This is a genomic window from Bordetella sp. MIP270_01_BMS (genome assembly GCF_054958705.1).
Map to the genome: position 1 here is coordinate 4,032,420 of NZ_CM143297.1, position 25,950 is coordinate 4,058,369.

General features: G+C 66.5%; 22 protein-coding genes. 17 read left to right on the forward strand and 5 right to left on the reverse strand.

What is annotated here, in order from left to right:
• Positions 1 to 68: 68 nt before the first annotated feature.
• Complete coding sequence (gene cysG, locus ACV17W_RS18950; RefSeq protein ID WP_462593905.1) at positions 69 to 1,484, reverse strand: siroheme synthase CysG; 1,416 nt, start codon at positions 1,482 to 1,484, stop codon at positions 69 to 71.
• A 103-nt stretch (positions 1,485 to 1,587) separates the two neighbouring features.
• On the reverse strand, positions 1,588 to 2,184 hold the full coding sequence (locus tag ACV17W_RS18955) for an ANTAR domain-containing response regulator (RefSeq protein WP_462593906.1): 597 nt from the start codon (positions 2,182 to 2,184) through the stop codon (positions 1,588 to 1,590).
• A gap of 385 nt (positions 2,185 to 2,569) precedes the next feature.
• Here ACV17W_RS18955 and ACV17W_RS18960 point away from each other — a divergent pair, with 385 nt between their 5' ends.
• The 10 genes from ACV17W_RS18960 to ACV17W_RS19005 all read left to right on the forward strand — a co-directional run bounded on the left by ACV17W_RS18960 (position 2,570) and on the right by ACV17W_RS19005 (position 13,204).
• The gene (locus tag ACV17W_RS18960) at positions 2,570 to 3,808 is read left to right on the forward strand and encodes a CmpA/NrtA family ABC transporter substrate-binding protein (RefSeq protein ID WP_462596588.1); all 1,239 of its coding nucleotides are present in this window, start codon (positions 2,570 to 2,572) and stop codon (positions 3,806 to 3,808) included.
• Positions 3,809 to 3,848: 40 nt separating this feature from the next.
• A complete protein-coding gene (ntrB, locus tag ACV17W_RS18965; protein WP_462596589.1) occupies positions 3,849 to 4,649 on the forward strand; it encodes a nitrate ABC transporter permease in 801 nt (266 codons plus the stop codon).
• A 5-nt stretch (positions 4,650 to 4,654) separates the two neighbouring features.
• A complete protein-coding gene (locus tag ACV17W_RS18970; protein WP_462593907.1) occupies positions 4,655 to 5,497 on the forward strand; it encodes an ABC transporter ATP-binding protein in 843 nt (280 codons plus the stop codon).
• A gap of 31 nt (positions 5,498 to 5,528) precedes the next feature.
• The gene (gene nirB / locus ACV17W_RS18975; protein WP_462593908.1) at positions 5,529 to 7,967 is read left to right on the forward strand and encodes a nitrite reductase large subunit NirB; all 2,439 of its coding nucleotides are present in this window, start codon (positions 5,529 to 5,531) and stop codon (positions 7,965 to 7,967) included.
• 8 nt (positions 7,968 to 7,975) lie between these two features.
• Positions 7,976 to 8,305, forward strand: a complete 330-nt coding sequence (gene nirD / locus ACV17W_RS18980; protein ID WP_462593909.1) for a nitrite reductase small subunit NirD — start codon at positions 7,976 to 7,978, stop codon at positions 8,303 to 8,305.
• Between the two features lie 50 nt (positions 8,306 to 8,355).
• Positions 8,356 to 11,151 (forward strand): nitrate reductase, encoded by a 2,796-nt coding sequence (locus ACV17W_RS18985; RefSeq protein ID WP_462593910.1) that lies wholly within the window; start codon positions 8,356 to 8,358, stop codon positions 11,149 to 11,151.
• Between the two features lie 95 nt (positions 11,152 to 11,246).
• Positions 11,247 to 11,972 (forward strand): hypothetical protein, encoded by a 726-nt coding sequence (locus ACV17W_RS18990; protein WP_462593911.1) that lies wholly within the window; start codon positions 11,247 to 11,249, stop codon positions 11,970 to 11,972.
• Between the two features lie 82 nt (positions 11,973 to 12,054).
• The gene (locus ACV17W_RS18995) at positions 12,055 to 12,372 is read left to right on the forward strand and encodes an ElaB/YgaM/YqjD family protein (RefSeq protein WP_462593912.1); all 318 of its coding nucleotides are present in this window, start codon (positions 12,055 to 12,057) and stop codon (positions 12,370 to 12,372) included.
• A gap of 41 nt (positions 12,373 to 12,413) precedes the next feature.
• Positions 12,414 to 12,833, forward strand: a complete 420-nt coding sequence (locus ACV17W_RS19000) for a phage holin family protein (protein ID WP_462593913.1) — start codon at positions 12,414 to 12,416, stop codon at positions 12,831 to 12,833.
• Positions 12,834 to 12,838: 5 nt separating this feature from the next.
• Entirely contained in the window at positions 12,839 to 13,204 is a 366-nt protein-coding gene (locus tag ACV17W_RS19005) for a hypothetical protein (protein WP_462593914.1), read from the forward strand.
• On the opposite strand, the gene ACV17W_RS19010 is transcribed toward ACV17W_RS19005, so the two are convergent.
• Positions 13,205 to 14,749, reverse strand: coding sequence for a UbiD family decarboxylase (locus tag ACV17W_RS19010; RefSeq protein WP_462593915.1), 1,545 nt, complete (start codon positions 14,747 to 14,749; stop codon positions 13,205 to 13,207).
• Between the two features lie 82 nt (positions 14,750 to 14,831).
• On the opposite strand from ACV17W_RS19010, the gene ACV17W_RS19015 reads away from it, so the two are divergent.
• Positions 14,832 to 15,668: a lytic transglycosylase domain-containing protein gene (locus tag ACV17W_RS19015; protein WP_462593916.1), complete on the forward strand. Its 837-nt coding sequence runs from the start codon at positions 14,832 to 14,834 to the stop codon at positions 15,666 to 15,668.
• A 119-nt stretch (positions 15,669 to 15,787) separates the two neighbouring features.
• Here ACV17W_RS19015 and ACV17W_RS19020 read toward each other — a convergent pair whose 3' ends face one another.
• The gene (locus tag ACV17W_RS19020; protein ID WP_462593917.1) at positions 15,788 to 16,945 is read right to left on the reverse strand and encodes a pyridoxal phosphate-dependent aminotransferase; all 1,158 of its coding nucleotides are present in this window, start codon (positions 16,943 to 16,945) and stop codon (positions 15,788 to 15,790) included.
• 31 nt (positions 16,946 to 16,976) lie between these two features.
• Here ACV17W_RS19020 and ACV17W_RS19025 point away from each other — a divergent pair, with 31 nt between their 5' ends.
• From ACV17W_RS19025 to ACV17W_RS19040, 4 genes are all read left to right on the forward strand, one after another.
• On the forward strand, positions 16,977 to 17,840 hold the full coding sequence (locus tag ACV17W_RS19025; RefSeq protein ID WP_462593918.1) for a hypothetical protein: 864 nt from the start codon (positions 16,977 to 16,979) through the stop codon (positions 17,838 to 17,840).
• A 108-nt stretch (positions 17,841 to 17,948) separates the two neighbouring features.
• On the forward strand, positions 17,949 to 20,237 hold the full coding sequence (locus ACV17W_RS19030; protein WP_462593919.1) for an NADP-dependent malic enzyme: 2,289 nt from the start codon (positions 17,949 to 17,951) through the stop codon (positions 20,235 to 20,237).
• A 12-nt stretch (positions 20,238 to 20,249) separates the two neighbouring features.
• Positions 20,250 to 21,446, forward strand: a complete 1,197-nt coding sequence (locus ACV17W_RS19035; RefSeq protein WP_462593920.1) for a patatin-like phospholipase family protein — start codon at positions 20,250 to 20,252, stop codon at positions 21,444 to 21,446.
• On the forward strand, positions 21,443 to 21,907 hold the full coding sequence (locus tag ACV17W_RS19040; RefSeq protein ID WP_462593921.1) for a barstar family protein: 465 nt from the start codon (positions 21,443 to 21,445) through the stop codon (positions 21,905 to 21,907). The genes ACV17W_RS19035 and ACV17W_RS19040 overlap by 4 nt, the downstream gene beginning before the upstream one ends.
• A 56-nt stretch (positions 21,908 to 21,963) precedes the next feature.
• On the opposite strand, the gene ACV17W_RS19045 is transcribed toward ACV17W_RS19040, so the two are convergent.
• On the reverse strand, positions 21,964 to 22,695 hold the full coding sequence (locus tag ACV17W_RS19045) for a 16S rRNA (uracil(1498)-N(3))-methyltransferase (protein WP_462593922.1): 732 nt from the start codon (positions 22,693 to 22,695) through the stop codon (positions 21,964 to 21,966).
• A 191-nt stretch (positions 22,696 to 22,886) separates the two neighbouring features.
• Here ACV17W_RS19045 and tkt point away from each other — a divergent pair, with 191 nt between their 5' ends.
• Together tkt and gap are read left to right on the forward strand one after the other, a co-directional pair.
• Positions 22,887 to 24,923 (forward strand): transketolase, encoded by a 2,037-nt coding sequence (tkt, locus tag ACV17W_RS19050; protein WP_462593923.1) that lies wholly within the window; start codon positions 22,887 to 22,889, stop codon positions 24,921 to 24,923.
• A gap of 14 nt (positions 24,924 to 24,937) precedes the next feature.
• Entirely contained in the window at positions 24,938 to 25,948 is a 1,011-nt protein-coding gene (gene gap / locus ACV17W_RS19055; protein ID WP_462593924.1) for a type I glyceraldehyde-3-phosphate dehydrogenase, read from the forward strand.
• The last annotated feature ends 2 nt before the right edge of the window (positions 25,949 to 25,950 follow it).

Sequence of the window (25,950 nt, forward strand, 5' to 3'; positions counted from 1 at the left end):
GCACTCGGTACGCGCACCGCGATGTGACATCCCGATTGCCGGCGGCGGCGTCGGCCACGCCGCGAGGTTCACGCGGCCAGTGCGACCGGCTGCCCCGTCAGGTGCTTGCCGAACCAGTGCAGCGAATCCGCCAGTGCGGCGACCTCGCCCACGATCAGCAGCGCGGGGGCGCGCACATCGTGGCTGCGCGCCACGCTTGCCAGGTTTTCCAGGCGCCCGCTCACGACGCGCTGTTCGGGGCGGCTGCCGTTCTCGATCAGGGCAAACGGCGTGTCGGCGGCGCGGCCGTGGCCGATCAGCCGGGCCGACAGGGTTTCCAGCTGGCCCACGCCCATGTAGAAGGCCAGTGTCTGATGCGCTCGGGCAAGACCCGCCCAGTCTACGGCGTCTTCGTCAGCGCGGCAGTGCGCCGTGACGAGGGTGACCGACTGGGCGTGCTCGCGATGCGTCAAAGGTATGCCGGCATAGGCCGCGCAAGCGAGCGCGGCAGTGATGCCTGGCACCACTTCATAAGGCACGCCGTGATCGCGCAGGTATTCCAGTTCTTCGCCGCCACGCCCGAAGATGAAGGCGTCGCCGCCTTTCAGGCGCACGACCCGCCTGCCGGCGCGTGCGTGCTCGACCAGCAGGGCGTGAATGCGTGACTGCGTGGCATCGTGGTCTTCGCCTGGGCGTTTGCCCACGGCCACGCGATCGGCGTCTCGACGGGCCAGCGACAATACGGCCGGGCTGACGAGCCGGTCGTGCAGAATGACATCTGCTTCATTCAGGGCGCGCAGCGCCTTCAGCGTAAGCAGTCCCGGATCGCCCGGCCCCGCGCCCACCAGGACTACGCTGCCCTGGCCCGGATTCTGCGGCTGCGCCAGGGCTTCGTCGAGCGCGCGCGCGGCCTCGTCGGGCCGCTGCTGCCGCAGCAGGGACGCCACCGGGCCGTCCAGCAGCCAGTCATAGAAGGCCCGGCGCTGCTTCAGATCGGGCCTGCGTTCGCGGATTCGCGGACGGTAGCGCGCGGCCAGCCCGGCCAGTGCGCCCAGTGAATGGTCGAAGAGCGATTCGACGCGCTCGCGCAGGCGGCGCGCCAGCACGGGGGCCACGCCGGACGAAGAGATTGCCACAACCAGCGGGGAGCGGTCGACGATGGAAGGCACCTGAAATGACGACAGCTCGGCGTCATCCACGACGTTGCTGAAGACACGGCGGGCGTTCGCTGCCTGCGACACGGCGGCATTGACGGCACGGTCATCCGTGGCGGCCACCACCAGCCAGGCGTCGTCCAGCCATTCGGAGCGGAATTGCCCGGTCACCAGGTCGATGCGCCCCTGGTCGGCCAGCTGGACCAGTTCCGGCACCAGATCGGGGGCGCCCACCAGTACATCGGCCGACGCTTCGAGCAGCAGTTGCACTTTGCGCGCAGCGATTTCGCCGCCGCCCACTACTAGGACGCGGCGGCCCTGCAAGTCGGCGAATAGAGGGAAAAGCTTCATGGAAATCAGCCAGCGGGCGTACCCGCAGTAGTTCAGTCGATCATAGGGACACCCTTTCATCCCTACAACTTTTGATTTATTGGATTGATATAGCGGGAAGTGATTAGGCGCCGCCTCCGGCCGGACCGCCCAGCCACTGCGCCATTTCGACGACTTCGCGGGCTACGTCGCCCAGCCTTCGCTGCGTCTGCATGGCACGCTCGCGCAACAGGCGATGGGCCTGCTCTTCAGAAACGCCGCGCATGCGCATGAGCAGGCCCTTGGCCCGCTCGACGGCCTGGCGGTCTGCCAGCCGTTGACGCGCCTCGGCCAGTTCAACCCGTCGGGCACGTTCGACCGCACCGCGTTCGATGGCAACCGTGAGCAGCGGCTCGATGCGTTCAGGGGGAACGGCACCGACCACATAGGCGGCCACCCCGGCCTGCAGCGCTGCGCGGATGGTGTCGCGGTTGCCATCGTCGGTGAACATGACGACGGGTCGCGCGCTGGACTCGCTGGCCACGCAGATGTTTTCGAGTGTGTCGCGCGCGGCGGCATCGGCATCGATCAGCACGACGTCGGGCTCAAGCTTGACGATGGCTTCGGCCAGGTCGATGCCGGCGGCGCGCTCGGCCACCACTTCCACGCCGGCCGCAGCCAGCGTATGCCGCAGCGACGCTGCGCGCCCATCTCCGTCGTTCAAAAGCATGACCTTCAGCATGACCGCTCCCTGATATCCGGGTCATGCAATATCCATGCCATCGGCGCGCGCAGGGCCGGCCCTGGGACCATGGCCCGGCCGGTGGGGTTGGCGGCGCGCCGTGCGCGGCCTGCGCACGGGAGTGGTGCGCCGCGCCATGCATATCGCACCAAATTGGCACGCGTTGAGCTCGCACACGACCGGGTTGCCGAGAGAAATGCGGCTGGCATGGACTTTGCTTGATCCCTATCGGCGGCCAACGGCGGTCGCCGGCCGCGACGCGGCATGATGACTGGACAACGGCGTTCTGCGAACTGCACGGGCATGGGCCTGGGCAGCGCGGAACGCTTTTTTTTTGGAAGAGGCCTTTATGCCCCTGAAGCCTGGCAATACCGATACGACGAATATGGCTCGCCGAGACTGGCTGGGCGCCACCGCCAAGGCCGTGGCGGGAGCCAGCCTGCTGGGGCTGGTGGATCCGCTGGTCAGGGCCGGAGCGTGGGCCGCGGGCAGCGATGCGCCGGAGAAGACCGAGGTACGCATCGGCTTTATTCCCTTGACCGATTGCGCCTCGGTCGTCATGGCCTCGGTGTTGGGGTTGGACCAGAAGTATGGCGTGAAGATCGTGCCGTCCAAGGAAGCTTCGTGGGCGGGCGTGCGGGACAAGCTGATCAACGGCGAACTGGACTTCGCGCATGTGCTCTATGGCCTGGTCTACGGTGTGCACCTGGGCATCGGCGGCCCGCGCAAGGATATGGCGGTGTTGATGGGGCTGAACCAGAACGGGCAGGGGATCACGCTGTCGTCCAAGCTGCACGAGGCGGGCGTCACCGATGGAGAGTCGCTGCGCAAGCATATGCAGGCGGAACGGCGCGCATACACCTATGCGCAAACCTTTCCCACGGGCACCCACGCCATGTGGCTGTATTACTGGCTGGCGGCGAACGGCATAGACCCCATGCGCGATGCCCGCGTGATCACCGTGCCGCCGCCGCAGATGGTGGCCAATATGCGGGTGGGCAATATGGATGGCTTTTGCGTGGGCGAACCCTGGGGCGCCCGCGCCATCATGGACCGCATCGGGTTCACCGCTGCCACTACGCAGCAGATCTGGACAGACCATCCCGAAAAAGTGCTGGGCGCCACCGGCGACTTTGTGGCCACCCATCCGCATACGGCGCGAGCCGTGACGGCTGCCGTGATCGAAGCCGGAAAATGGATCGACGCTTCGCCGGAAAATCGCCGCAAGACGGCCGAAACCATCGCGGCCAAGTCGTATGTGAACACCGCGCCGGATGCCATCGTCGACCGCATGCTGGGCCGGTATACCGATGGCCTGGGCAAATCCTGGGACGACGCGCACTCGATGCGCTTCTATGCCGATGGCGTGGCGTGCTTTCCTTACCTGAGCGACGGCATGTGGTTCCTGACCCAGCACAAGCGATGGGGCCTGTTGAAGGAACACCCCGATTATCGCGCCGTCGCAGGCGCCATCAATCGCATCGACATCTACAGGCAGGCGGCCGCTGCCGCGGGCGCGCCGCTGCCGGCGAGCGAGCAGCGCAGTTCGACGCTGATGGACGGCGTGCTCTGGGACGGCAGCGATCCGGCTGCCTACGCCGACGGATTCACCATCAAGGCCTGACGGAGCGCTTGCCATGCCCAGCACCACTTTGCCCCCTGCGATGCCTCAACCCCTGGCGTGGCGAGCCGCCGCGGATGCGCTGATGCGCGCCGCCATCGGACCGCTGGCCGGCTTTGCCCTGTTCATACTGGCCTGGCAGGCCATCGCACTGCTAGTGCCTGATATTCCCACCCCGGGCGCCACCTGGGACGCCGCGCGAGCCTTGTTCGCCGATCCGTTCTACGACAACGGTCCCAATGATCGCGGCATAGGATGGAACGTGCTGGCATCGCTGCGGCGCGTGGCCATCGGATTCGGCCTTGCGGCGCTGGTGGGCATACCCGCGGGCTTCGTGATGGGCCGCTATGCGGCGGCCAGTTCCATGTTCTCGCCCGTCGTCAGCCTGCTGCGGCCGGTGTCGCCGCTGGCCTGGTTGCCGCTGGGGCTGCTGCTGTTTCGCGACGCCGATGCCGCAGCCATCTGGGCGATCTTCATCTGTTCGATCTGGCCCATGGTGATCAATACGGCGGCTGGCGTCGCGCGCGTGCCGCAGGATTATCTGAACGTGGCGCGCGTGCTCAGCCTGTCGGAATGGCAGGTCGTGACCAAAGTGCTGCTGCCTTCGGTTCTGCCCCACATCCTGACCGGCGTGCGCCTGTCCATCGGGACGGCCTGGCTGGTCATCGTGGCTGCCGAAATGCTTACGGGCGGCACCGGCATCGGGTTCTGGCTGTGGGACGAATGGAACAACCTCAAAGTCGAGCACATCGTCGTCGCCATTTTCGTGATCGGCATCGTGGGGCTCGCCCTGGAAACCCTGCTGGTGCGCCTGGCGCGCCGCTTTGCCTATACCGAGGACTGAACACCATGCAGAAATTCGTACGCATCGAACGCGTGGGCCAAACCTTCGTCACCCCCCGCGGCAGCTTCGTGGCGCTGCGCGACATCGACCTGACGGTAGACCAGGGCGAGTTCATCAGCCTGATCGGCCATTCCGGCTGCGGCAAGTCCACGTTGCTCAACCTGGTGGCGGGGCTCACGCGTCCCACCGAGGGCGTGCTGTTGTGCGCCGAACGCGAGATCAGCGGCCCGGGGCCGGACCGCGCCGTGGTGTTCCAGAACCATTCGCTGCTGCCCTGGCTGACGTGTTACCAGAATGTGCACCTGGCCGTACAGCGGGTGTTCGGCGCGCAGGAAAACAAGGCGCGTTTGGCCGAGCGCACTCATGCGGCGCTGGAACTGGTGGGGCTCACTCACGCCAGCGCGAAGCTTCCCGGCGAGATCTCGGGCGGCATGAAGCAACGCGTGGGCATCGCCCGTGCATTGGCCATCGAACCCAAGGTGCTGCTGATGGACGAGCCGTTCGGGGCGCTGGACGCCCTGACGCGTGCGCACTTGCAGGACGAGCTCTTGAAGATCGTGGCGGCGACGCGCAGCACGGCCATCATGGTCACGCACGACGTGGATGAAGCCGTGCTGTTGTCGGACCGCATTGTGATGATGACCAACGGCCCGGCGGCCACCATCGGACAAGTGCTGCCCGTGCCGCTGCCGCGCCCGCGCGACCGCCTGGCCCTGGCCGCTCACCCGGACTACCTGGCGTGCCGCATCGCGGCCGTGGATTTCCTGCATCGCCGTCATGGAAGGACGGCCCCCAAGGCCGACAGCGGCGCGAGCGCCGCTCTGGCTGCCGAGGCGGCCGACGCCTGACACACAGCATAGACGCACGACGAGACACAGCATGGAAAAAAAACTGAAGCTGGTGATGGTGGGCAACGGGATGGCCGGCGTACGCACGCTGGAAGAACTGCTCAAACTGGCGCCCGACCTGTACGACATCACGGTATTTGGTTCCGAGCCCTATCCGAACTACAACCGCATCCTGCTGTCGCCCGTGCTGACCGGCGAACAGACCGTGCGGGACATCGTGCTCAACGATGAAGACTGGTACCGTGGCAACGGCATTCAATTGCGGCTGAACTGCAAAGTCACGCGCATCAATCGGGCACGCCGCGTGGTCGAAGCGGAAGATGGCAGCCAGGTTCCGTACGACCGGTTGCTGCTGGCCACCGGATCCAATCCCTTCATTCTGCCCATACCGGGCCGCGACCTCGACGGAGTGGTGACCTTTCGCGATATCCGCGACGTGAACCTGATGATCGAGGCTGCACGGGTTCACTCGCGCGCCGTGGCGATCGGCGGAGGCCTGCTGGGCCTTGAAGCCGCCAGCGGGCTGGCCGCGCGGGGCATGGACGTCTCGGTGGTGCATCTGGGTTCGGGTTTGCTCGATCGCCAGCTGGATGCGCAAGCCGCGCTGCTGCTGCAGCGCAGCCTGGAGGCACGCGGCCTGAAGTTCCTGATGCCGCGGCAGACCGAGGCCCTGCTTGGCAACGACCAGGGGCGCGTGCGCGCGGTGCGCTTCGCCGACGGCGCAGAGATCGACGCCGACCTGGTCGTCATGGCGGTGGGCATCCGGCCAAACACCGAACTGGCCGAGGGTTGCGGCCTGTACGTGAACCGGGGAGTGGTGGTCAGCGACACCTTGCAGACCTATGACCCGTTGATCTACGCGGTGGGAGAGTGCGTCAGCCACCGCGGGACAGCCTACGGGCTGGTGGCCCCGCTGTTCGAGCAGGCCAAAGTGGCCGCGAACCACCTCGCGTTCCACGGCATCGGCCGATACGAAGGAAGCGTCACTTCCACGAAACTCAAGGTGACGGGCATCGATGTGTTCTCCGCCGGCGAGTTCATGGGCGGGCAGGGCACCGAGGAGATCACGCTGGCCGACCCGGTTGGCGGCGTATACAAGAAGCTGGTGTTGAAGGACGACAGGCTCGTCGGGGCCTGCCTGTATGGAGACACCGCCGACGGCGCCTGGTATTTCCGGTTGATCCGCGAGGGCAAGCGCATCGACGAGCTGCGCGACCAGCTGATGTTCGGCGAGAGCGCCATCGGCGGAGATACCGGGCATGCCGGCGAGAACCGCGCCATCGGCATGGCCGACAGCGCCGAAGTATGCGGTTGCAACGGGGTGTGCAAGGGCACGATCGTCAAGGCCATCCGCGACAAAGGCCTGTTCACCGTGGACGAAATCAAGAAGCACACCAAGGCCGCCAGTTCCTGCGGGTCCTGTTCCGGCCTGGTCGAACAGATACTGATCAACTGCGTCGGGGGCGCGGCCGATGTGAAGCCGAAATCTGCCAAGGCCATATGCGGCTGCACCGACCTCACGCACGGCGAAGTGCGCAAGGCCATACGCGAACATCACCTGGTCAGCATTCCTGCCGCCATGCATTTCATGGACTGGCGCACCGCCGACGGCTGCAGCACCTGCAGGCCCGCGCTCAACTACTACCTGCTTTCCACCTGGCCTGGCGAGGCGCGCGACGATAGCCAGTCGAGGCTGGCCAACGAGCGCATGCATGCCAATATCCAGAAAGACGGCACGTATTCCGTGGTGCCGCGCATGTGGGGCGGCGTGACCAATCCTTCCGAACTTCGCCGCATCGCTGACGTGGCGGACAAGTACGCCATACCGCTGGTCAAGGTGACCGGGGGGCAGCGCATAGATTTGCTGGGCGTGAAGAAGGAAGACCTGCCGCACGTATGGGCCGACCTCGACATGCCTTCGGGCCATGCCTATGGAAAGAGCCTGCGCACGGTGAAAACCTGTGTCGGCAGCGAGTTCTGCCGTTTCGGCACGCAAGATTCCACAGGCATGGGCATTGCGCTGGAGAAGGACCTGGTGGGCATGTGGAGTCCCCACAAGGTCAAGTTGGCCGTATCGGGCTGCCCGCGCAATTGCGCCGAATCGGGCATCAAGGACGTGGGGATCATCGCCGTGGAGTCGGGCTGGGAGCTGTACGTAGGCGGCAACGGCGGCATCAAGACTGAGGTCGCGCAGTTTTTCGCCAAGGTCAGGACGGCCGAAGAAGTGCTGGAATACAGCGGTGCGTTCCTGCAGCTTTATCGCGAAGAAGCCTATTACCTGGAACGCACGGTGCATTACCTGGCGCGGGTCGGTCTGGATCATGCCAAGGCGCGCGTGGTCGAAGACGCGACGCAGCGAGCCGAACTGTACTCGCGCCTGAAGTTCGCCCTGTCGTTCGAGACCGATCCCTGGGAAGAGCGCCGTGCCGCCAGGCCCGCCGCCCGCGAATTCCAAACCCTGACCCTGTGAGACCCGTGATGCCGCAATCGCAAGCCTGCCAATGGCGCAACGTCTGCCATATCGACGATATCCCCGCGAGGGGTGCACGGGTGGTTCAACGGCCAGGCCAGGACGACGTTGCCGTGTTCCGCACCGGCGACGGCCAGGTCTACGCAGTGGTCGACCGGTGTCCGCACAAGGGTGGACCCTTGTCGGCCGGGCTGGTGCATGGGCGATCGGTGGCTTGCCCGCTGCACGGGTGGGTCATGGATCTTTCCACCGGCCAGGCGCAGGCGCCGGACGAAGGCAGCGTGCGCACGCTGCCCGTCAAGGTCGAAGCCGGCGCAGTCTATCTCGACCTGGCATGAATTCACCCCTTCCAGCGCGCAGCCACGCCCTCATCGGAGCAGACCCTGCAATGATCGATACGATGCAGCGTTCTGACGCCGCGGCCTCGCCCGAGAGGCTGCCTGGGCTGGCCGTCGAACGCACCGTGGCGTCGGTATGCTGTTATTGCGGCACGGGTTGCGGGGTGCGCGTGACGGCGCGCGGCAACGAGGTGTTGAAGGTAGAGGGCGACCCCGGGCACCCGGCGAACCGGGGCAAGCTCTGCAGCAAGGGCCTGGCCTTGGGGGACACCGTGCGTGGCGACGCGGCGAGAGTGCTGCGCGCTTCCTGGCGTACCGAAAGGGGGCGCGAGCGTACGCCCATGCCACTGGACGACGCGCTGGACCTGGCCGCCGAAAAGCTCGCCGCGGCCATCGGCACTCACGGGCCGGATTCAGTGGGCTTCTATCTTTCGGGCCAGCTGCTGACCGAAGATTATGCGGTGTTCAACAAGTTGGCCCGCGCATTGGTCGGCACCAACAATATCGACACCAATTCCCGCCTGTGCATGTCCAGCGCGGTGTCGGGTTACAAGCTCACACTGGGCGCCGACGCGCCGCCAGCCTGCTACGAAGATCTCGACCTGGCAGACACGGTGCTCATTGCGGGCGCCAATATGGCCTACGCGCACCCGGTGCTGTTCAGGCGGCTGGAGGCTGCCAAGGCCGCGCGGCCGCATATGAAGATCGTGGTGGTGGACCCTCGCCGCACCGACACCGCGGCGCTGGCCGACCTGCACCTTCCCATCCTGCCGGGCACCGATGTGGCGCTGTTCCACGCCATGCTGAACGTCATGGTGTGGGAAGGCCTGGTCGATTCCGGGTACGTGGCGGCTCATACCTCGGGCTTCGATGCCCTGAAGGCGCGCGTGCATGAGTTCACGCCGCGAGCCGCGCAAGACGTCTGCGGCGTGCCGGCGGCCGATATCGCACAGGCGGCGCGGTGGTTCGGCCAGGCGGGGGCGGCCCTGTCGCTGTACACCATGGGGCTTAACCAATCCAGCAGCGGTACCGCCAAGAACGGGGCGCTGATCAATCTACATCTCGCCACGGGCCAGATCGGCCGGCCCGGCGCCGGACCGTTTTCGCTGACCGGGCAGCCCAATGCGATGGGCGGGCGCGAGGCGGGCGGCATGGCGACCTTGCTGCCCGGGCACCGCGACCCTGCCGATGCGGCACATCGCCAGCAGGTGGCCGAGATCTGGGGCGTGGACGGCCTGCCGGACCGGCCGGGCACACCGGCCCTGGAAATGTTCGACGCGGTGCTCGACGGTCGTATCAAGGTGCTGTGGATCGCCGCCACCAACCCGGCCCAGTCTCTGCCCGACCAGGCGCGGGTGCGCGCGGCGCTGCAGAAGGCCGAATTCGTCATCGTGCAGGAGGCTTTTGCCGGCACCGAGACCCTGGCCTATGCCGACCTGGTGCTGCCGGCCGCCACCTGGCCCGAGAAGTCGGGCACGGTGACCAATTCCGAACGATGCATCAGCCGCGTGCGCGCGGCCATCGATCCGCCCGGCGACGCGCGGGCGGACTGGGAGCTGGCCGCCGGCGTCGCGCGCCGCCTGGCTCACCTGGTGGCGCCCGGCAAAGCCGGCTTATTCGCCTATGCGGATGCCGCGGCCGTATTCGCCGAACATGCCCGCCTGACGGCGGGACGTGACCTGGACTACAGCGTGGTCGACTACGCCCTGCTCGAAGGCACGGGCCCGGTCCAGTGGCCCTACGGCGCCGCCGGGGGTACGCCCCGTCTCTATGCCGATGGCCGGTTTGCCACCGATGATGGCCGCGCGCGGTTCATGGACACCGGCTACACGCCGGTTGCCGAGGCGGTGTCGGCCCAGTTTCCCTTGCGGCTGACGACCGGGCGTCTGCGCGATCACTGGCACACCCTGGCACGTACCGCCCTGGCTCCTGTGCTGACCCGTCATGCCGAAGAGCCTTGGCTGTCGCTGCATCCATCCGACCTGCAGCGCCTGAAACTCACGCCAGACGCGCCGGCACACGTGCGATCCCGGCGGGGCGCGATCGTGCTGCCGGTGCGGCCCGACGATACGCTCAAGCCAGGGCACGCATTCCTGCCCATGCATTGGGGCAGTGCGTATATGGCGGGCATGGGAGTCAACGCGCTCACCAATCCCACGCGCGACCCCGTTTCGCGCCAGCCCGAGCTCAAGCATGCCGCCGTGGCAGTGACGCCGGCGCGACTGGGCTGGCAGGCCTCGGGCTGGCTGGCCGGTGATTCGGCCGCGCTGCGCGAACGGCTGGCGCCCTGGCTGCGCCGTTTCGACTATGCGATTCTGGCGCCGTGCGCGGCCGGCCCTGGCGTGCGCCTGCGGCTTGCGGCGGAATCTGCGCCGCCGGAGCATGTGGTGGCCGCGCTGGCGCGGGACCTGGATCTGAGCCGGCCCGATGCGGCTTTCGACGACATTTCTCGCGGCATCATGCGCCGCCTGCGGGTCGCAGAAGGGGCGCCCGCGGCCTTTCTCCTGACGGGCGATGTGCGGGCCCATGACGGGCTGATGGCGTGGGCGGAGGGCGGGGCAGCGCCCGCCAGCCTGGCCATGCTGCTGATGGGACGCGGCGCCTCCGAGCCACGCGGGCGCACCGTTTGCGCCTGCACAGGCGTCACCGAACAGGCCATACGCAAGGGCATCGAGCGCGGGCTGGATCTCGACCAATTGAAGGCGCGGCTCGGTTGCGGTTCGGGATGCGGGTCGTGCGTACCCGAAGTGCGACGCCTGATCGAGCGGCATGCGACCTGGGCGGAGGCCGCCACTGCCAACGGTGAAGCCCTGCCCGCCGGCCGGTCGGAACTTTCTAATATTTAGACACGGATTTACGCGGTTTGCCCGCCGGGGTCGTGCCGGCGCGTTGTAGTATCGAGTCGCCACCTGCTTGGTCAAGCATTTTCTGGAGGGTACCGGTGACGGCACGATTCTTTTCCATGGTTCTCCTGGCGGGAGCCGCCGGCCTGTCGGGGCTTGCCCAGGCCGGGGTCTGCGACGCGCGCTTCATGCACGATGGCGGCGCAGTGCAGCTGACCGGCTCGGGCAACCTCAGCCTGGGGGCCGACCTGAGCTTCTCGGAGGTCAGCAAGACCGACTCGGCCAACTGCCGGGCGCGCGTCCAGGGCACGGCGAGTTTCAGCTACGCCGGGCTGCCAGCCGGCAAGTCCAGGCTCGACTATCTGATGACCATACGCAGCGGCCAGGCGGAATTCGTACGCTACGCCAGCGCCGGCGAGCAGCCCCGCAATGAAGGCCAGTTCGACCTGCGCATGCTTGGGCTGTTTGCCTATGACGGCAAACTCGCCGAAGGCCAGACATTCCCGGGCGCCACCTACAGGCTGAACATCGGCAAAGAGGCGCCGGTGGGCGGCCAGCCCACAACCGTCGTGCGCATCGGAGAAAAAACGGTGGGGGCGCAGCAGTCGCTGGACACTGCTCTGGGCCGCCAGACATGCTGGCCGGTCCGCTATACGCGCAATACCGATCCCACCATGGCCACCTTTCAGGGTATCAAGTTGCCCATACCGGGCATGAACACCGTCGTGACGGACTGGTATTGTCCTGCGGTGAATCTGGTCATGCGCCAGGACATCGATCAGTCCGGGGTAAAGTCCGCCGTTGAAATTACCCAGATAAAGTAGCAGTCGGTAGCAAGCAAGGGTGCTGCACCCTGCAGGCCGCTGGTATGATTGATTCGTCATCGACAGATCAACAGGAGCCTTTATGACCACACGACGTTCCGAGGAAGTCGCCAAAGAAAAACTCATCGACAGTGTCAAAAGCAGCCTGACCGATGCAGAAAACCTCTTGCGCGAGGCAGCCTCGAGCTCGGGCGACAAGGCCACTGAACTGCGCGACCGCGCCATGGCTTCGCTCAAGCGTACCCGCGAAGCCCTGTACGACGCGCAGGATGCCGTGCTCGAGCGCGGGCGCAAGGCCGCGCGCGCCACGGACGACTACGTCCACGACAACCCCTGGCAGGCCATAGGCCTGGCGGGCGTGACCGGCCTGCTGCTGGGCCTGCTCATCGCGCGTCGCTAAGAAGCCGGGCCGGCCGCCTGGCGGCCAGCCCGCTCTAGCCCATGAGCCTGCGTACATCCGTATTCGGCGTGGCTGGCAGCCTGGTCGGGCTGCTGCGTACCCGCCTCGAACTATTCGCCCTTGAAGCCGCCGAAGAAAAGACCCGGCTGGTGAAGGTCCTCGGCATGGCGTTCGCCGCCTTGCTGTTCCTGACGCTGGCGGTTCTGGTGTTCAGCGTGACCATCGCGGTCGCGTTCTGGCCCACTGAAGACCGCTATCTCGCGCTGGGCCTGCTGGCAGGTCTGTATGCGCTGGTCGGCCTGGGCCTGCTGCTGGCGGTCCGCCGCGAGCTGGTATCGGGTCCGGTGCCGTTTGCCGCCACGTTCGAAGAGCTGGGCCGCGACGCCGACCTGCTCGACAGCGTGCGCGCGGCGCAGGCCCAACAAGACGCGGAAGCCGATCGCCGGCAAGACGAGAGCTGACACCCATGGCCAAGACGTCCCCTGCCATTGACCGCGCGGTGCGCATCGAACTGCTGCGTGCACGCGCTGCCATCGAGCGCGAATCACTGGCGCACGACATCGCGTCGGCCAGCCGCTCGCTGCAGCCGCGCAATCTCGTCAAACGGTGGCTGCCTGCCGTGGGGCGAAGCAATCTCTCCGGGCTGGTCTGGCAAGGCGTGTCACTGGCGCGCCGCTACCCGTTCATCAGTTCGACGGTCTCAGCCCTGATCATGGGCCGGGGCAAGCGTTCGCGGCTGCTGCGTCTGGCGGGCGGCGCGTTGCTGGGCTGGCAGGCGTTCAGGGCGTGGCGTGGCTCGCGCGACGGCCGCGCCGCGCCGCCATCGTATTGATCACAAACCCAGCTCGTCCCACATGTCGTCGACCCGTCGCTTGACGGCAGGGTCCATGGTGATGGGACGACCCCATTCCCTATCGGTTTCGCCCGGCCATTTATTGGTGGCATCCATGCCCATCTTGCCGCCCAGTCCCGATACCGGTGAAGCGAAGTCCAGATAATCGATGGGCGTGTTTTCCACGAGCACGGCATCGCGCACCGGATCCATGCGGGTCGTGATGGCCCACACCACTTCAGTCCAGTTGCGCGGGTCGACGTCTTCGTCAACCACCACGATGAACTTCGTGTACATGAACTGGCGCAGCACACTCCAGAGCCCGAACATGACACGCTTGGCGTGGCCCGGATACTGCTTGCGGATCGACACGACGGCCAGGCGGTAGCTGCACCCTTCAGGGGGCAGGTAGAAATCCACGATCTCGGGCAGTTGCCGGCGCAGCAAAGGCACGAACACTTCGTTCAGCGCCACGCCCAGCACCGCCGGCTCGTCTGGCGGCTTGCCGGTATACGTGGAGTGGTAAATCGGGTCGCGACGCATGGTGATGCGGTCGACCGTGAACACGGGAAACCAATCCTGCTCGTTGTAATACCCGGTGTGATCGCCGTAGGGGCCTTCGAGCGCCATCTCGTAGCCGGTATCGGGCGGCGGCGGCGCGCCGTCGGGCACGGCTGCTGCGTGTGCGCGCGGATCAGTTGTCGGCAGAAGATGGCCTTCCAGCACGATCTCGGCCCAGGCCGGCACCGAAAGTTCGCTGCCCAGCGCCTGGCCGACCTCGGTGCGTGATCCGCGCAGCAGTCCGGCGAACTGATATTCCGACAGGCTGTCGGGCACCGGCGTGACGGCGCCCAGGATGGTGGCCGGGTCGGCGCCCAGGGCCACCGCGATGGGGAAGGGGGTGCCCGGGTGCGCCAGCGCGTGTGCGCGGAAATCCAGCGCGCCGCCGCGATGCGACAGCCAGCGCATGATGAGCTTGTTGCGGGCGATGGGCTGCTGTCGGTAGATGCCCAGGTTCTGGCGGCGCGCGTTGGGCCCGCGGGTGATCACCAGGCCCCATGCCAGCAGGGGCGCCACGTCGCCGGGCCAGCACGTCTGGATGGGCAGGCGGTCCAGGTCGACGTCGGCCCCTTCCCAGACGATTTCCTGGCAGGCAGGGCTGCGCACCCGCTTGGGCGCCATGTCCCACAGGGCGGATTTCAGCATGGCGACCTTGCCCAGTGCATCGCGCAACCCACGGGGCGCCTCGGGCTCGCGCAACGTGGCCAGCAATTCGCCTGTGTCACGCAACGCGCTGACGTCTTCGGCCCCCATTCCCCAGGCAACACGCTGGGGCGTGCCGAACAGATTGGCCAGTACCGGCATGTCCGCCCGCTTGCCCTGGTGCACGCTGTTTTCGAACATCAATGCCGGGCCCGCCGAGCGCAGGACGCGGTCTGCGATTTCGGTCATTTCCAGGTGGGTGGACACCGGCGCCTGGATGCGCTTGAGCTGTCCGCGGAGTTCTAATTGCTGCAAAAAGTCTCTAAGGTCGCGGTATTTCACTACAGATCCCGGTCAATTCGTTACATTTTTGGGGTTGAACAAAGGTTAACATCCAGTGCTTCTTTCCACGCAGGAGGTCCCCATGCCCGATGCGTCAGTGGCTGGCCTGTTCCGTCAGGCCGCCCAAGGAGTGCACCACCAGCTTGCCGAATGGCTGCGCATTTGCTGTACCTACCTGGGTATCGCGGTCATTGTCACGGTTAGCATGGGATTCGCCTTGCCTGGTTTGCGCGACCAGGCCTTGCAGGTGCACAAAGCCTTGTTGACCGCCCTAGCGCCTACACCCGTGCCATCCGGTTCCTATGCGGAATCGGCCTACGACCCTGCCTATGACACCCCTTCGGTGGTGGCCATGGCAATACCGGCTACGCCGACCAGTAATGCCACCGGCTATCTGGGCCCCTTGCGTAGCGAGCTGCCGCCTGCCCCACCCAAGGCCAAGGCGCGCAGCACCGTGTCCGGCCCCCAGGTCGAGGCATTGCGCAACTATATCTCCCGCAAATACCGCGTGGCATATGACGCGACTTCCGTGCTTGTGAATACGGTGTACAAGGTCGCCCGCGAAAAAGAGCTGGATCCGCTGTTGTTGCTTGCCGTGATTGCCATCGAGTCTCGCTACAACCCATTTGCCGAAAGCTCGATGGGCGCCCAGGGCCTGATGCAGGTCATGACGCGCGTGCACCAGGACAAATTCGACAAGCTGGGCGACGGCTTGAACAACCCGCTCGACCCCATTGCAAACATACGGGTCGGCACCACCATCCTGCGCGACTGCATCGACCGTCGTGGCTCGATCGACGGCGGGCTGGCCTGCTACGTCGGAGCCACCGGCCCCAGCGATGGCGGCTATGGCGCCAAGGTGCAGGCCGAGCGCCGGCGTCTCGCCCTGGCCGCGGGCATTGCCTTGGCACGCGAATGACGCCTCGGGGTGCGGCGGCGGGTGCGCTGCTGCACCGCGGGCCGATGGCCCCTGGCGGCGCATGCGCAAGGCCCCGACCCTTTCGGAAGCTCCGCGATACCTGTCGCTTGTAACGCCGGCTATAACAGTACGCCTTGCATCCGGTGCACCGCCTCTTCCAGGCGGTCGAGCCCGGTCGCGTATGACACCCGCAGCGTGTGATGGCCGTGGGCCGGGCCGAAGTCCAGGCCGGGGACGGCCGCTACACCGGCTTCGTGCAGCAGCCGGTGCGACAGGGTGGCGCTGTCCATGCCAAGCCCGGTGATGTCTGCATAGATGTAGAACGCGCCGTCGGGCTTGACCGGCACGTGCAGTCCGAGGCGCTCGAATTCGGGCAGCAGGTAATCGCGGCGTTGCTTGAAGGCGTCGCGGCGATGCTCGTAGATCTTGAGCGCGTCGGGCGTGAAGCAGGCCAGCGCGGCGTGCTGCGCCAGGGTCGGGGCGCAGATGGCCAGGCTGGCCGCCATCTTCTCGATGGGAGCCACCAGCCGCTGCGGCACGATCATCCAGCCCAGGCGCCAGCCCGTCATGTGGAAGTACTTCGAGAAGCTGTTGATGATGATGATGTCGTCGTCCAGCGTCAGGGCCGAACGCGGCTGCGTTTCATAGCTCAGACCCAGGTAGATTTCATCGACAATGGTGAATCCCTGGCGCTCGCGAACCGCGTGCAGCAGCGCCGCCAATTCGTCGCGCGCGATGGACGTGCCCGTGGGATTGCTGGGCGAAGCCACCAGCACGCCTCGCGTGGCCTCGGTCCAGTGGTCGCGCACGTGCTGGGCCGATAGCTGGAAGCGTTGTGCGGCATCGCTGGGCACCAGCCGCGGCCGGCCGCCTGCCGCCAGTACGAAATTACTGTTGGCCGGGTAAGACGGATCCGGCATCAGTACTTCGGCCCCCGCGTCGACGAGTGCCGCGCAGGCCAGAGACAGCGCGCCGGACGCGCCCGCTGTCACGATCACCCGCGAGGGGTCTATCGGGGCGCCGAACTCGGTTGCGTAGAATCCGGCTATGGCCTCGCGCAGGCCGCTCAGGCCGGCCGGCGCGCTGTAGCCGCTCAGGCCGGCGCGCGCGGCGCGCTCGAGCGCTTCCACCACTTGCGGCGGCGCGGTAAAGTCCGGTTCGCCTATGCCGAGGCTGATGATGTCTCGGCCGGCGGCCTGCAGCGCCTGGGCTTCTTTGAATAGCTCGACGACCTGAAAAGTAAGGAAATCCTGGGCGCGTGAGGCAAGGCGCAGCATTTTGGTTCTCGCAACGAAAAAGGGATTGTAGATGCAGCCATCGCGGCGTGCTTTTCTGTTCGGCAGACGAATACCCAGCACGCCCTGGGACACCTTCCGCCAACGGCTGGCGCGGGCGGCCCAGGGCGCCGTGCAGGAACTCGCGCCCGGGCCGGCCGGCCGCGCGCGGCTGGTGGCCGCACGCCTGGAAGATGTGCGGCACGCGCAGGCACTGTGCGTCGAATACGGGGTGGCCCTGTGGCTCGATGGATGCGGCGATGCCGATACGGGCGGCCGGCCAGTGCTGCAGGTCGACCCCTGCGGCCTGGTCCAACGGGTGCCGGGCCCGCTTGACGGCCAGTGGTACGCCGAACCCGGCTGCCGCCTGGGAGAGCTGGCCGACGCGGGGCTGGAACAATTCCGCCACGCGCCTCGCGACGCCACGCTGGGCGCCTGGCTGGCCCAGGCGCATGCGTGGCCGGCCGGTGCCACCACTGCGAGCGGCGTGCTCACCGTCGACGTGCTGCTCAGTGACGGTACGGCCGAAACCCTGGGTCCCTTCGGCCCCGGCGACCAGCGGCCCCTGAGGTCGGCCACGGTCCAGCGGCTGGTCCCGGCGCTCTTCCAGCTTTCGGTTTCGGCCGATGCGGCGGCCTGCCGTGCGCAGCCGCGCTGGCCGTGCCGGTTCCGGCTGGATGCCTTGCTGCCGGATCCGCCCGCCGAGGTGAACCTGGCTCACCTGGTGCTGGGACACGGCGGGGCGCTGGCCTGGGTGGAACGCGCGTTGTTGGCGCCGGGCATGGCCGTGCCTGCGCCGTCCGACGCCGCGCCGCCGCCCGAATTGGCCGGGGCCGCACGCCGCCTGGAAGTGCGCGTCAAAGACAGCTTCGACCCCATCGATTTGTACGTGTCCTGAGTCCTCGCGGGGCCATGGGCCGATGAGCCGGTGAGGTTGGGGGTAAGATAGTCGCCGCGCTAAGCGCTAGAATCTCCCCCTTCAAGTACCTACCGAGTAGCCAGCCTTATGGATGCCAACTTTCGCAAAGCCGCGCTTGAATATCACGAGTCCGGCCGTCCCGGCAAAATCGCAGTCACCCCGACCAAGCAATTGTCGAACCAACGCGATCTGGCACTGGCCTACTCTCCCGGCGTGGCCGCGGCCTGTGAAGAGATCGTCGCCGATCCGGTCAATGCCGTGCGCTACACGGCCCGTGGCAATCTGGTAGGCGTCATCACCAACGGCACGGCCGTGCTGGGTCTGGGCAATATCGGCGCCCTGGCGTCCAAGCCGGTGATGGAAGGCAAGGCGGTGCTGTTCAAGAAGTTCGCCGGCCTGGATGTATTCGACATCGAGATCAACGAAACCGATCCGGACAAGCTGGTCGAGATCATCGCCGGCCTCGAGCCCACCTTCGGCGGCATCAATCTCGAAGACATCAAGGCACCCGAATGCTTCGTGGTCGAACGCAAGCTGCGCGAGCGCATGAAGATTCCCGTCTTCCACGACGACCAGCACGGAACGGCCATCTGCGTGTCGGCCGCGTTCATCAACGGTCTTGCCGTGGTGGGCAAGTCGCTCGACCAGATCAAGCTGGTCACCTCGGGAGCGGGCGCCGCCGCGCTGGCCTGCCTGGACCTCATTGTCGACCTCGGTGTGCCCGTCGAGAACATCTGGGTCACCGACATCGAGGGCGTGGTGTATGAAGGCCGCACTGCGCTCATGGACCCCGACAAGGCGCGCTTTGCCCAGAAGACCGACAAACGCACACTGGCCGAGGTGATCGAGGGCGCCGACGTGTTCCTCGGCCTGTCGGCCGGTGGCGTGCTCAAGCCCGAAATGGTGGCGGCCATGGCGCCGCGCCCGGTCATCCTGGCGCTGGCCAACCCCAACCCCGAAATCCTGCCCGAAGACGCGCATGCCGTGCGCGACGACGTGGTCATGGCGACCGGCCGGTCCGACTATCCGAACCAGGTCAACAATGTCCTGTGTTTCCCCTACATATTCCGCGGTGCGCTCGACGTGGGCGCCACGACCATCACGCGCGAAATGGAAATGGCGGCGGTCTACGCCATAGCCAAACTCGCGCAGGAAGAGCAAAACGAAGTCGTCGCGGCGGCCTATGGCACTTATGACATCAGCTTCGGCCCCGAGTACCTGATACCCAAGCCATTCGATCCGCGCCTGATCACCCGTATCGCACCCGCGGTGGCCAAGGCCGCCATGGAAGGCGGGGTGGCAACCCGGCCCCTGGCCGACCTGCAGGCATATACCGAGCAGCTGCAGCAATTCGTATATCACTCGGGCGCATTCATGAAGCCGCTGTTCGCGGCCGCCAAGAGCTTCGTGCGCGATGGCGGCAAGGCGCGCGTGGTGTTCACCGAGGGTGAAGATGAACGCGTGCTGCGTGCGGTGCAGGTGGTGGTCGACGAAGGGCTCGCCAAGCCCATCCTGGTGGGCCGGCCCGCCGTGCTGGCCGCGCGCATCGAAAAGTTCGGCCTGCGGTTGCGCCTGGGCGAGGACGTCGAGGTCACCAACCCGGAATACGACGAGCGCTTCCACCGCTACTGGACCACCTACTGGGAAATGATGTGCCGCCGGGGCATCACCAAAGAGATGGCGCGCGTCGAAATGCGCCGCCGCCTGACGCTCATCGGGGCCATGATGGTGCACCTGGGCGACGCCGACGGCATGATCTGCGGCACCGTCAGCACCTACGCCGAACACCTGCGCTTTGTCGATCAGGTCATCGGCAGGCGGCCCGACGCCAAGGTCTACGCGGCGATGAACGTGCTGCTGCTCAACGAGCGCATGGTTGCATTGGTGGATACGCACGTCAACGACGACCCGACCGCCGAACAGATCGCCGAGTTCACCATCGCGGCGGCCGAAGAAATGTCGCGCCTCAATCTGGTGCCCAAGGTGGCACTGCTGTCGCGCTCGAACTTCGGCACCGGCAGCTCGTCCTCGGGGGCCAAGATGCGCGAAGCGCTGGCCCTGGTGCGCGAAGCCGCTCCCCAGCTGGAAATCGATGGCGAGATGCATGGCGATTGCGCGCTCGATGAAGCGCTGCGCCTACGCATCCTGCCGTCGTCCACTCTCAAGGGTGAGGCCAATCTGCTGGTCTGCCCCAATGTCGATTCGGGCAACATCGCCTACAACCTGCTCAAGACGGCCGCGGGCGGCAACGTGGCGGTGGGCCCGTTCCTGCTGGGCGCCAACGCGCCCGTGCATATCCTCACTTCGAGCGCCACGGTGCGGCGCATCGTCAACATGACGGCATTGGTCGTCGTCGACGCCAACGTGCCGAAATAACCGCCGGCCACCATGCGCGCGCGCGGCCCCGCCACAGGGTTGGTCCTGACCGGTGGCGGCGCGCGCGCCGCCTACCAGGTTGGCGTGCTGCACGCGGTATTCGACATTCTCGACCCGTCGCAGCGGCAGGGCCTGCACAATCCCTTTCCCATCATCTGCGGGACGTCGGCAGGCGCCATCAACGCCGCTGCTCTGGCCTGCCGCGCGCACCGCCCCCACCTGGCCGTGCGCCGCATGCGGCGATTGTGGGAATCGCTGGGCACCGACATGGTCTACCGCGCCGATGCGCCGGGGCTCATCAAGACCGGCGTACGCTGGCTGGGCCTGCTGACGCTGGGCTGGATGTTCTCGGGGCTGGGGCGCAAGCGGCCGCAGTCGCTGCTCGATAACCGGCCCCTGGCCGATCTGCTGACGCGAGTGCTCGATTTCCAGAACCTGCAGGCCAATCTGGAACGCGGCGCGCTGTCATCGCTGGCCATTACCGCGTCTGGCTTCACCAGCGGCGAACACCTGACGTTCTACCAGTCGAGCCGGGTCATCGAACCGTGGCGCCGCTCGTTGCGCCGCGCCGTGCCCGCGCGCATCGGGGTCGAGCACCTGATGGCCTCTTCTTCGATACCGTTTGTGTTTCCGGCGCAGGCCGTGGACGTGCACGGACAGACCGAATGGTGCGGCGACGGTTCGATGCGCCAGCTGGCTCCCATCAGCCCGGCCATTCACCTGGGCGCCGAGCGGGTGCTGGTGATAGGCACCGGCTACCGCGACGACACGCATCCCGAAAAGCGCGAGCAGGCGCCGCCCTATCCGTCGCTGGCGCAGGTGGGCGGACACGTGCTGTCCAGCATCTTCCTCGACGGCCTCTCGATGGATGTGGAACGGCTCGAGCGCATCAATGACCTGCTCATGGCGATTGAACCCGCGCCAGGCTCGGGGCCGGGCGTCCGCCGGGTGAACGTTCTGACGCTCACGCCCAGTCAGTCGCTCGATTTGCTTGCGCTCGACTACCTGCAAGAAATGCCCGTCGAAGCCCGTACCCTTTTTCGTGTACTCGGTGTATCGTCCGACCCAGACCGCCCAGGGGGTGGCGCGCTGATGTCGTACCTGCTGTTCGAAAGTGCTTACACACGGCGATTGATCGAACTAGGTTATGCCGATACGATGCGGCGTATCGAAGAAGTGGAAGACTTTTTCAAGGAGGGCCAGGCATGACGCGAAATGGCCAGTCTACGCTGCAACGCCAACTGAACCGGGGCGGGGCGCTCGAACACGACGGTTTGCAGAAAGAAGCCGTGGTCGAGGCCGCGCGCGAGCTCGGCCTGGCTTTGCTGGTAGCCGATTGCGACCGGGCGCGCAGCCGCTCGGCCGTATTGCGCGCCATCGCCAAGGCCGTGGATTTTCCTGAATATTTCGGCAGCAATCTCGACGCCCTCTACGACTGTCTGTGCGATACGGTGCTCGATCAGAAGGTCGGCGTGGTGCTGTGGCTGTACAGGCTGCACTCGGGCGATCCGGCCCTTGAAGCCGACGCAGTCCAAATCGAGGCCGTTTGCGGCGACGCCGCCGAGTTCGCCCGCGAGAACGGGCGGGTATTCACATTCGTCATCGAACATGCCGGCAAGCACCCCGACCCCGAACCCGGCGTAGCCGCCGCCCCGTACGGAGAAGGCTGAACGCCACCCGCATCGCGTCCTGTCGTGCGGGCCCGGCGCGTCGCGTGACCCGTCGACTACCAGCCCAGCAGCGCCGTCGCCGCCGCGATCAGGGCCAGGCCCGCGGTTTCGGTGCGCAGCACGCGCGGCCCATAGCGCACGGCCTGCACCCCATGCTGGGCGGCCAGTTGCAGTTCGGCATCCGACCAGCCGCCCTCGGGGCCCACCAGCAAGGTCAATTGTGTCAAGCCGGGCCTGGCACGCAGCGCCTGTGCAAGGCTGGCGCCCGCTTCCGGGTGGCACAGCAGCCGCAGGCTGTCGTCAGGCTGGCCAAGCCAGGTGCGCAGATCGGTGGGCGCATCCACTTCCATCAGCCGATTACGGCCACATTGCTCGGCTGCGGCCCGGGCGATGCGCTGCCAATGCGCCCGCCGTTTTTCAAGCCGTTCGCCCGAAAGCTGCAGCACGCTGCGTTGCGCGGCAATGGGGCTGACGCGGCAGGCGCCGAGTTCCACCGCTTTCTCTATCACCCAATCCATTTTGTCGCTGGCGGCCAGGCCCTGCACCAGCACGATCCGCCCGGACAATTCCGCTTCGCGGTCATTGAATGCGCCCAGCACGGCCCAGGCGTCTTTGCCTTCGATTTCCAGGGTGGCCGGGTATTCTCCTCCAGCGCCGTTGAACAGCACGATAGGAGCGCCGGGCCGCAGGCGCAGCACCCGGGCGGCATGGTGCGCCAGGGCAGGGGGCAGCGGCATGCGCTCACCCGCCGACAGCGGCGTGTCACAGAAAAAACGCGGCAAAGACATGGTGGATGTGCGGGGCGCGCGCCGCGCGCCGGGAACCGATCAAGCGCGTAGCCTACCATTGCCCGCTGCCCCTGGGGCAGCCCTCGCTCCGGGCGGACCCGCCCGTGCCCCAGATGGTAAAATCATGAGCTTCGCAACCCCGCCTACCTGGACCGCTCGCCGCGCGCGCCAGTGTTTACGAGCCACACCGCATGAGCCTACCCACCGCCCAACCCCTCGCCCTGGCGGACGCCATCCGCGTCCTCGCAATGGACGCCGTCCAACAAGCCAATTCGGGGCATCCCGGCGCGCCGATGGGCATGGCCGAAATCGCGCAGGCCCTCTGGCTGGGGCACATGCGGCACAATCCGGCGGATCCGGCGTGGGCCAACCGCGACCGCTTCGTGCTGTCGAACGGCCATGGGTCTATGCTGATCTATGCGTTGCTGCATCTCACCGGCTACGACCTGCCCATCGAGGAAATCAAGCAGTTCCGCCAGTTGCATTCGCGCACGCCGGGCCACCCCGAAGTGGGCATCACCCCGGGCGTTGAAACCACCACCGGCCCGCTGGGGCAGGGGCTGGCGAACGCCGTGGGCATGGCGCTTGCCGAATCGTTGCTGGCCGCCGAGTTCAACAAGCCCGGCCTGCCCATCGTCGACCACTACACCTACGCGTTCACGGGCGACGGCTGCCTGATGGAAGGCATTTCGCACGAGGCCTGCTCGCTGGCAGGCACGCTCAAGCTTTCCAAGCTGGTCGTTTTGTACGACGACAACGGCATTTCCATCGACGGCCACGTCGAGCACTGGTTCGCCGATGACACCGCCACCCGCTTCGAGGGCTACGGCTGGAACGTCATCCGTGGCGTCGACGGGCACGACGTGGCCGCGGTCGAGGCCGCCATCGCGCAGGCGCGCGCGCAGTCCGAAAAGCCCACGCTGATCGTCTGCCGCACCATCATCGGCAAGGGTTCGCCTTCCATGGCCGGCACGCACAATGTCCACGGTGCGCCGCTGGGTGCCGAAGAAATCGCCGCCACGCGCGCGGCGCTGGCCTGGACGGCGGCGCCGTTCGAGATTCCCCAAGCGGTGCGCGAGGCCTGGAACGCCCGCGAAACTGGCGCCCAGGCGCAGGCCGCCTGGCAGGCCCTCTTCGATGACTACGCCGCCAAATACCCGGCCGAAGCCGCCGAGTTCCTGCGCCGCATGAAGGGCGATCTGCCGGCCGATTTCGCAGACAAACTGCAAGCCTTCATTCAGACCACCGACCAGAAGGCCGAAACGGTGGCCACCCGCAAGGCATCCCAGTTCGCCATCACGGCGCTGGCGGACCTGCTGCCCGAACTGCTGGGCGGTTCGGCCGACCTGACCGGTTCGAACTACACCGACTGGAAGGGCGTGGCGCCTGTGCGTGCCGGCGAACAAGGTGTGCAATTCGGCCGCCATATCAATTATGGCGTGCGCGAATTCGGCATGGCCGCCGTCATGAACGGCATCGCCCTGCACGGCGGCTACCTGCCTTTCGGCGGCACCTTCCTCACCTTCTCCGACTACTCCCGCAACGCCATCCGCATGGCCGCGCTTATGAAGCAGCGCGTCGTGCATGTCTTCACGCACGACTCCATCGGCCTAGGCGAAGACGGCCCCACCCACCAATCCATCGAACACGCCGCCAGCCTGCGCCTGATCCCCAACCTGTCCGTCTGGCGTCCGTGCGATACCGTCGAAACCGCCGTTGCCTGGGGAGCGGCCGTGTCCCGGCCCGCCAGCATCGGCATGAATGTCAACGATGGCGGCCCCACCGCGCTGCTGCTGTCGCGCCAGAACCTACCCTTCGTCCCGCGCGACGCCGACACGCTGCAAGCCATCGCCCGCGGCGGTTACGTCCTGAAAGACGCCGCCGACGCGCGCGCCGTTATCATCGCCACGGGTTCTGAGGTCGCGATAGCGCTGGCCGCGCAAGAGCAGCTCGCCGCGCAGGGCATCGCCGTGCGGGTGGTATCCATGCCCAGCACCGACGTCTTCGACCGCCAGGACGCCGACTGGAAGCGCGCCGTGCTGCCCCCGGGCCTGCCGCGCGTGGCCGTCGAAGCCGGCACTACCGGCCTATGGCACAAATACGTGGGCCTCGAAGGCGCCGTGGTCGGCATCGACCGCTACGGCGAATCGGCCCCCGCCGCCGCGTTGTTCAAGTTCTTCGGGCTGACCGCCGACAAGGTGGCCGAGACCGTCAAGCAAGTTTTGTAAAAGGAGCTCTAGTCATGACTATTCGCGTCGCCATCAACGGGTACGGCCGTATCGGCCGTAACATCCTGCGTGCCCACTACGAAGCTGGCAAGAAGCACGACATCGAGATCGTGGCCATCAACGATCTGGGCGATCCCAAGACCAACGCGCACCTGACGCGCTTTGATACCGCCCACGGCAAGTTCCCGGGTACGGTCGAGGTCGATGGCGACTACATGGTAGTCAACGGCGACAAGATCCGCGTGCTGGCCAACCGCAATCCAGCCGAACTGCCCTGGGGCGAGCTGAATGTCGACGTCGTGCTGGAATGCACCGGCTTTTTCACCTCGAAGGAAAAGGCCGGCGCGCACCTGAAGGGCGGCGCCAAGAAGGTCATCATCTCGGCCCCCGGCGGCAAGGACGTCGACGCCACCATCGTGTATGGCGTGAACCACGGCGTGCTGAAAGCTTCCGACACCGTCATCTCTAACGCGTCGTGCACCACCAACTGCCTGGCTCCGCTGGTCAAGCCGCTGCATGACAAGCTGGGTCTCGAAAGCGGCCTGATGACCACCGTGCACGCCTACACCAACGACCAGGTGCTCACCGACGTCTATCACGAAGACCTGCGCCGCGCCCGTTCGGCCACCATGAGCATGATTCCCACGAAGACCGGCGCCGCCGCCGCCGTGGGCCTGGTGCTGCCCGAACTGAACGGCAAGCTCGACGGCTTTGCCATCCGCGTGCCCACCATCAACGTGTCCATCGTCGACCTGTCTTTCGTTGCCAAGCGCGAAACCTCGGTCGAAGAAGTCAACAGCATCCTGAAGGCGGCCTCCGAAGGCGAGCTCAAGGGCATCCTCGACTACAACACCGACCCCCTGGTGTCTGTCGACTTCAACCACAATCCGGCTTCCAGCACCTACGACTCGACCCTTACCAAAGTGTCGGGCCGCCTGGTCAAGGTCTCGTCGTGGTACGACAACGAGTGGGGTTTCTCGAACCGCATGCTCGACACGACCGTCGCGCTGATGACGGCCAAGTAAGC

Bases quoted from the DNA above. Each gene is read 5' to 3' on its own strand.
- cysG (WP_462593905.1), bottom strand. From the start codon at position 1,484: ATGAAGCTTTTCCCTCTATTCGCCGACTTGCAGGGCCGCCGCGTCCTA.
- ACV17W_RS18955 (WP_462593906.1), bottom strand. From the start codon at position 2,184: ATGCTGAAGGTCATGCTTTTGAACGACGGAGATGGGCGCGCAGCGTCG.
- ACV17W_RS18960 (WP_462596588.1), top strand. From the start codon at position 2,570: ATGGCTCGCCGAGACTGGCTGGGCGCCACCGCCAAGGCCGTGGCGGGA.
- ntrB (WP_462596589.1), top strand. From the start codon at position 3,849: ATGCCTCAACCCCTGGCGTGGCGAGCCGCCGCGGATGCGCTGATGCGC.
- ACV17W_RS18970 (WP_462593907.1), top strand. From the start codon at position 4,655: ATGCAGAAATTCGTACGCATCGAACGCGTGGGCCAAACCTTCGTCACC.
- nirB (WP_462593908.1), top strand. From the start codon at position 5,529: ATGGAAAAAAAACTGAAGCTGGTGATGGTGGGCAACGGGATGGCCGGC.
- nirD (WP_462593909.1), top strand. From the start codon at position 7,976: ATGCCGCAATCGCAAGCCTGCCAATGGCGCAACGTCTGCCATATCGAC.
- ACV17W_RS18985 (WP_462593910.1), top strand. From the start codon at position 8,356: ATGATCGATACGATGCAGCGTTCTGACGCCGCGGCCTCGCCCGAGAGG.
- ACV17W_RS18995 (WP_462593912.1), top strand. From the start codon at position 12,055: ATGACCACACGACGTTCCGAGGAAGTCGCCAAAGAAAAACTCATCGAC.
- ACV17W_RS19000 (WP_462593913.1), top strand. From the start codon at position 12,414: ATGAGCCTGCGTACATCCGTATTCGGCGTGGCTGGCAGCCTGGTCGGG.
- ACV17W_RS19005 (WP_462593914.1), top strand. From the start codon at position 12,839: ATGGCCAAGACGTCCCCTGCCATTGACCGCGCGGTGCGCATCGAACTG.
- ACV17W_RS19015 (WP_462593916.1), top strand. From the start codon at position 14,832: ATGCCCGATGCGTCAGTGGCTGGCCTGTTCCGTCAGGCCGCCCAAGGA.
- ACV17W_RS19020 (WP_462593917.1), bottom strand. From the start codon at position 16,945: ATGCTGCGCCTTGCCTCACGCGCCCAGGATTTCCTTACTTTTCAGGTC.
- ACV17W_RS19025 (WP_462593918.1), top strand. From the start codon at position 16,977: ATGCAGCCATCGCGGCGTGCTTTTCTGTTCGGCAGACGAATACCCAGC.
- ACV17W_RS19030 (WP_462593919.1), top strand. From the start codon at position 17,949: ATGGATGCCAACTTTCGCAAAGCCGCGCTTGAATATCACGAGTCCGGC.
- ACV17W_RS19035 (WP_462593920.1), top strand. From the start codon at position 20,250: ATGCGCGCGCGCGGCCCCGCCACAGGGTTGGTCCTGACCGGTGGCGGC.
- ACV17W_RS19040 (WP_462593921.1), top strand. From the start codon at position 21,443: ATGACGCGAAATGGCCAGTCTACGCTGCAACGCCAACTGAACCGGGGC.
- ACV17W_RS19045 (WP_462593922.1), bottom strand. From the start codon at position 22,695: ATGTCTTTGCCGCGTTTTTTCTGTGACACGCCGCTGTCGGCGGGTGAG.
- tkt (WP_462593923.1), top strand. From the start codon at position 22,887: ATGAGCCTACCCACCGCCCAACCCCTCGCCCTGGCGGACGCCATCCGC.
- gap (WP_462593924.1), top strand. From the start codon at position 24,938: ATGACTATTCGCGTCGCCATCAACGGGTACGGCCGTATCGGCCGTAAC.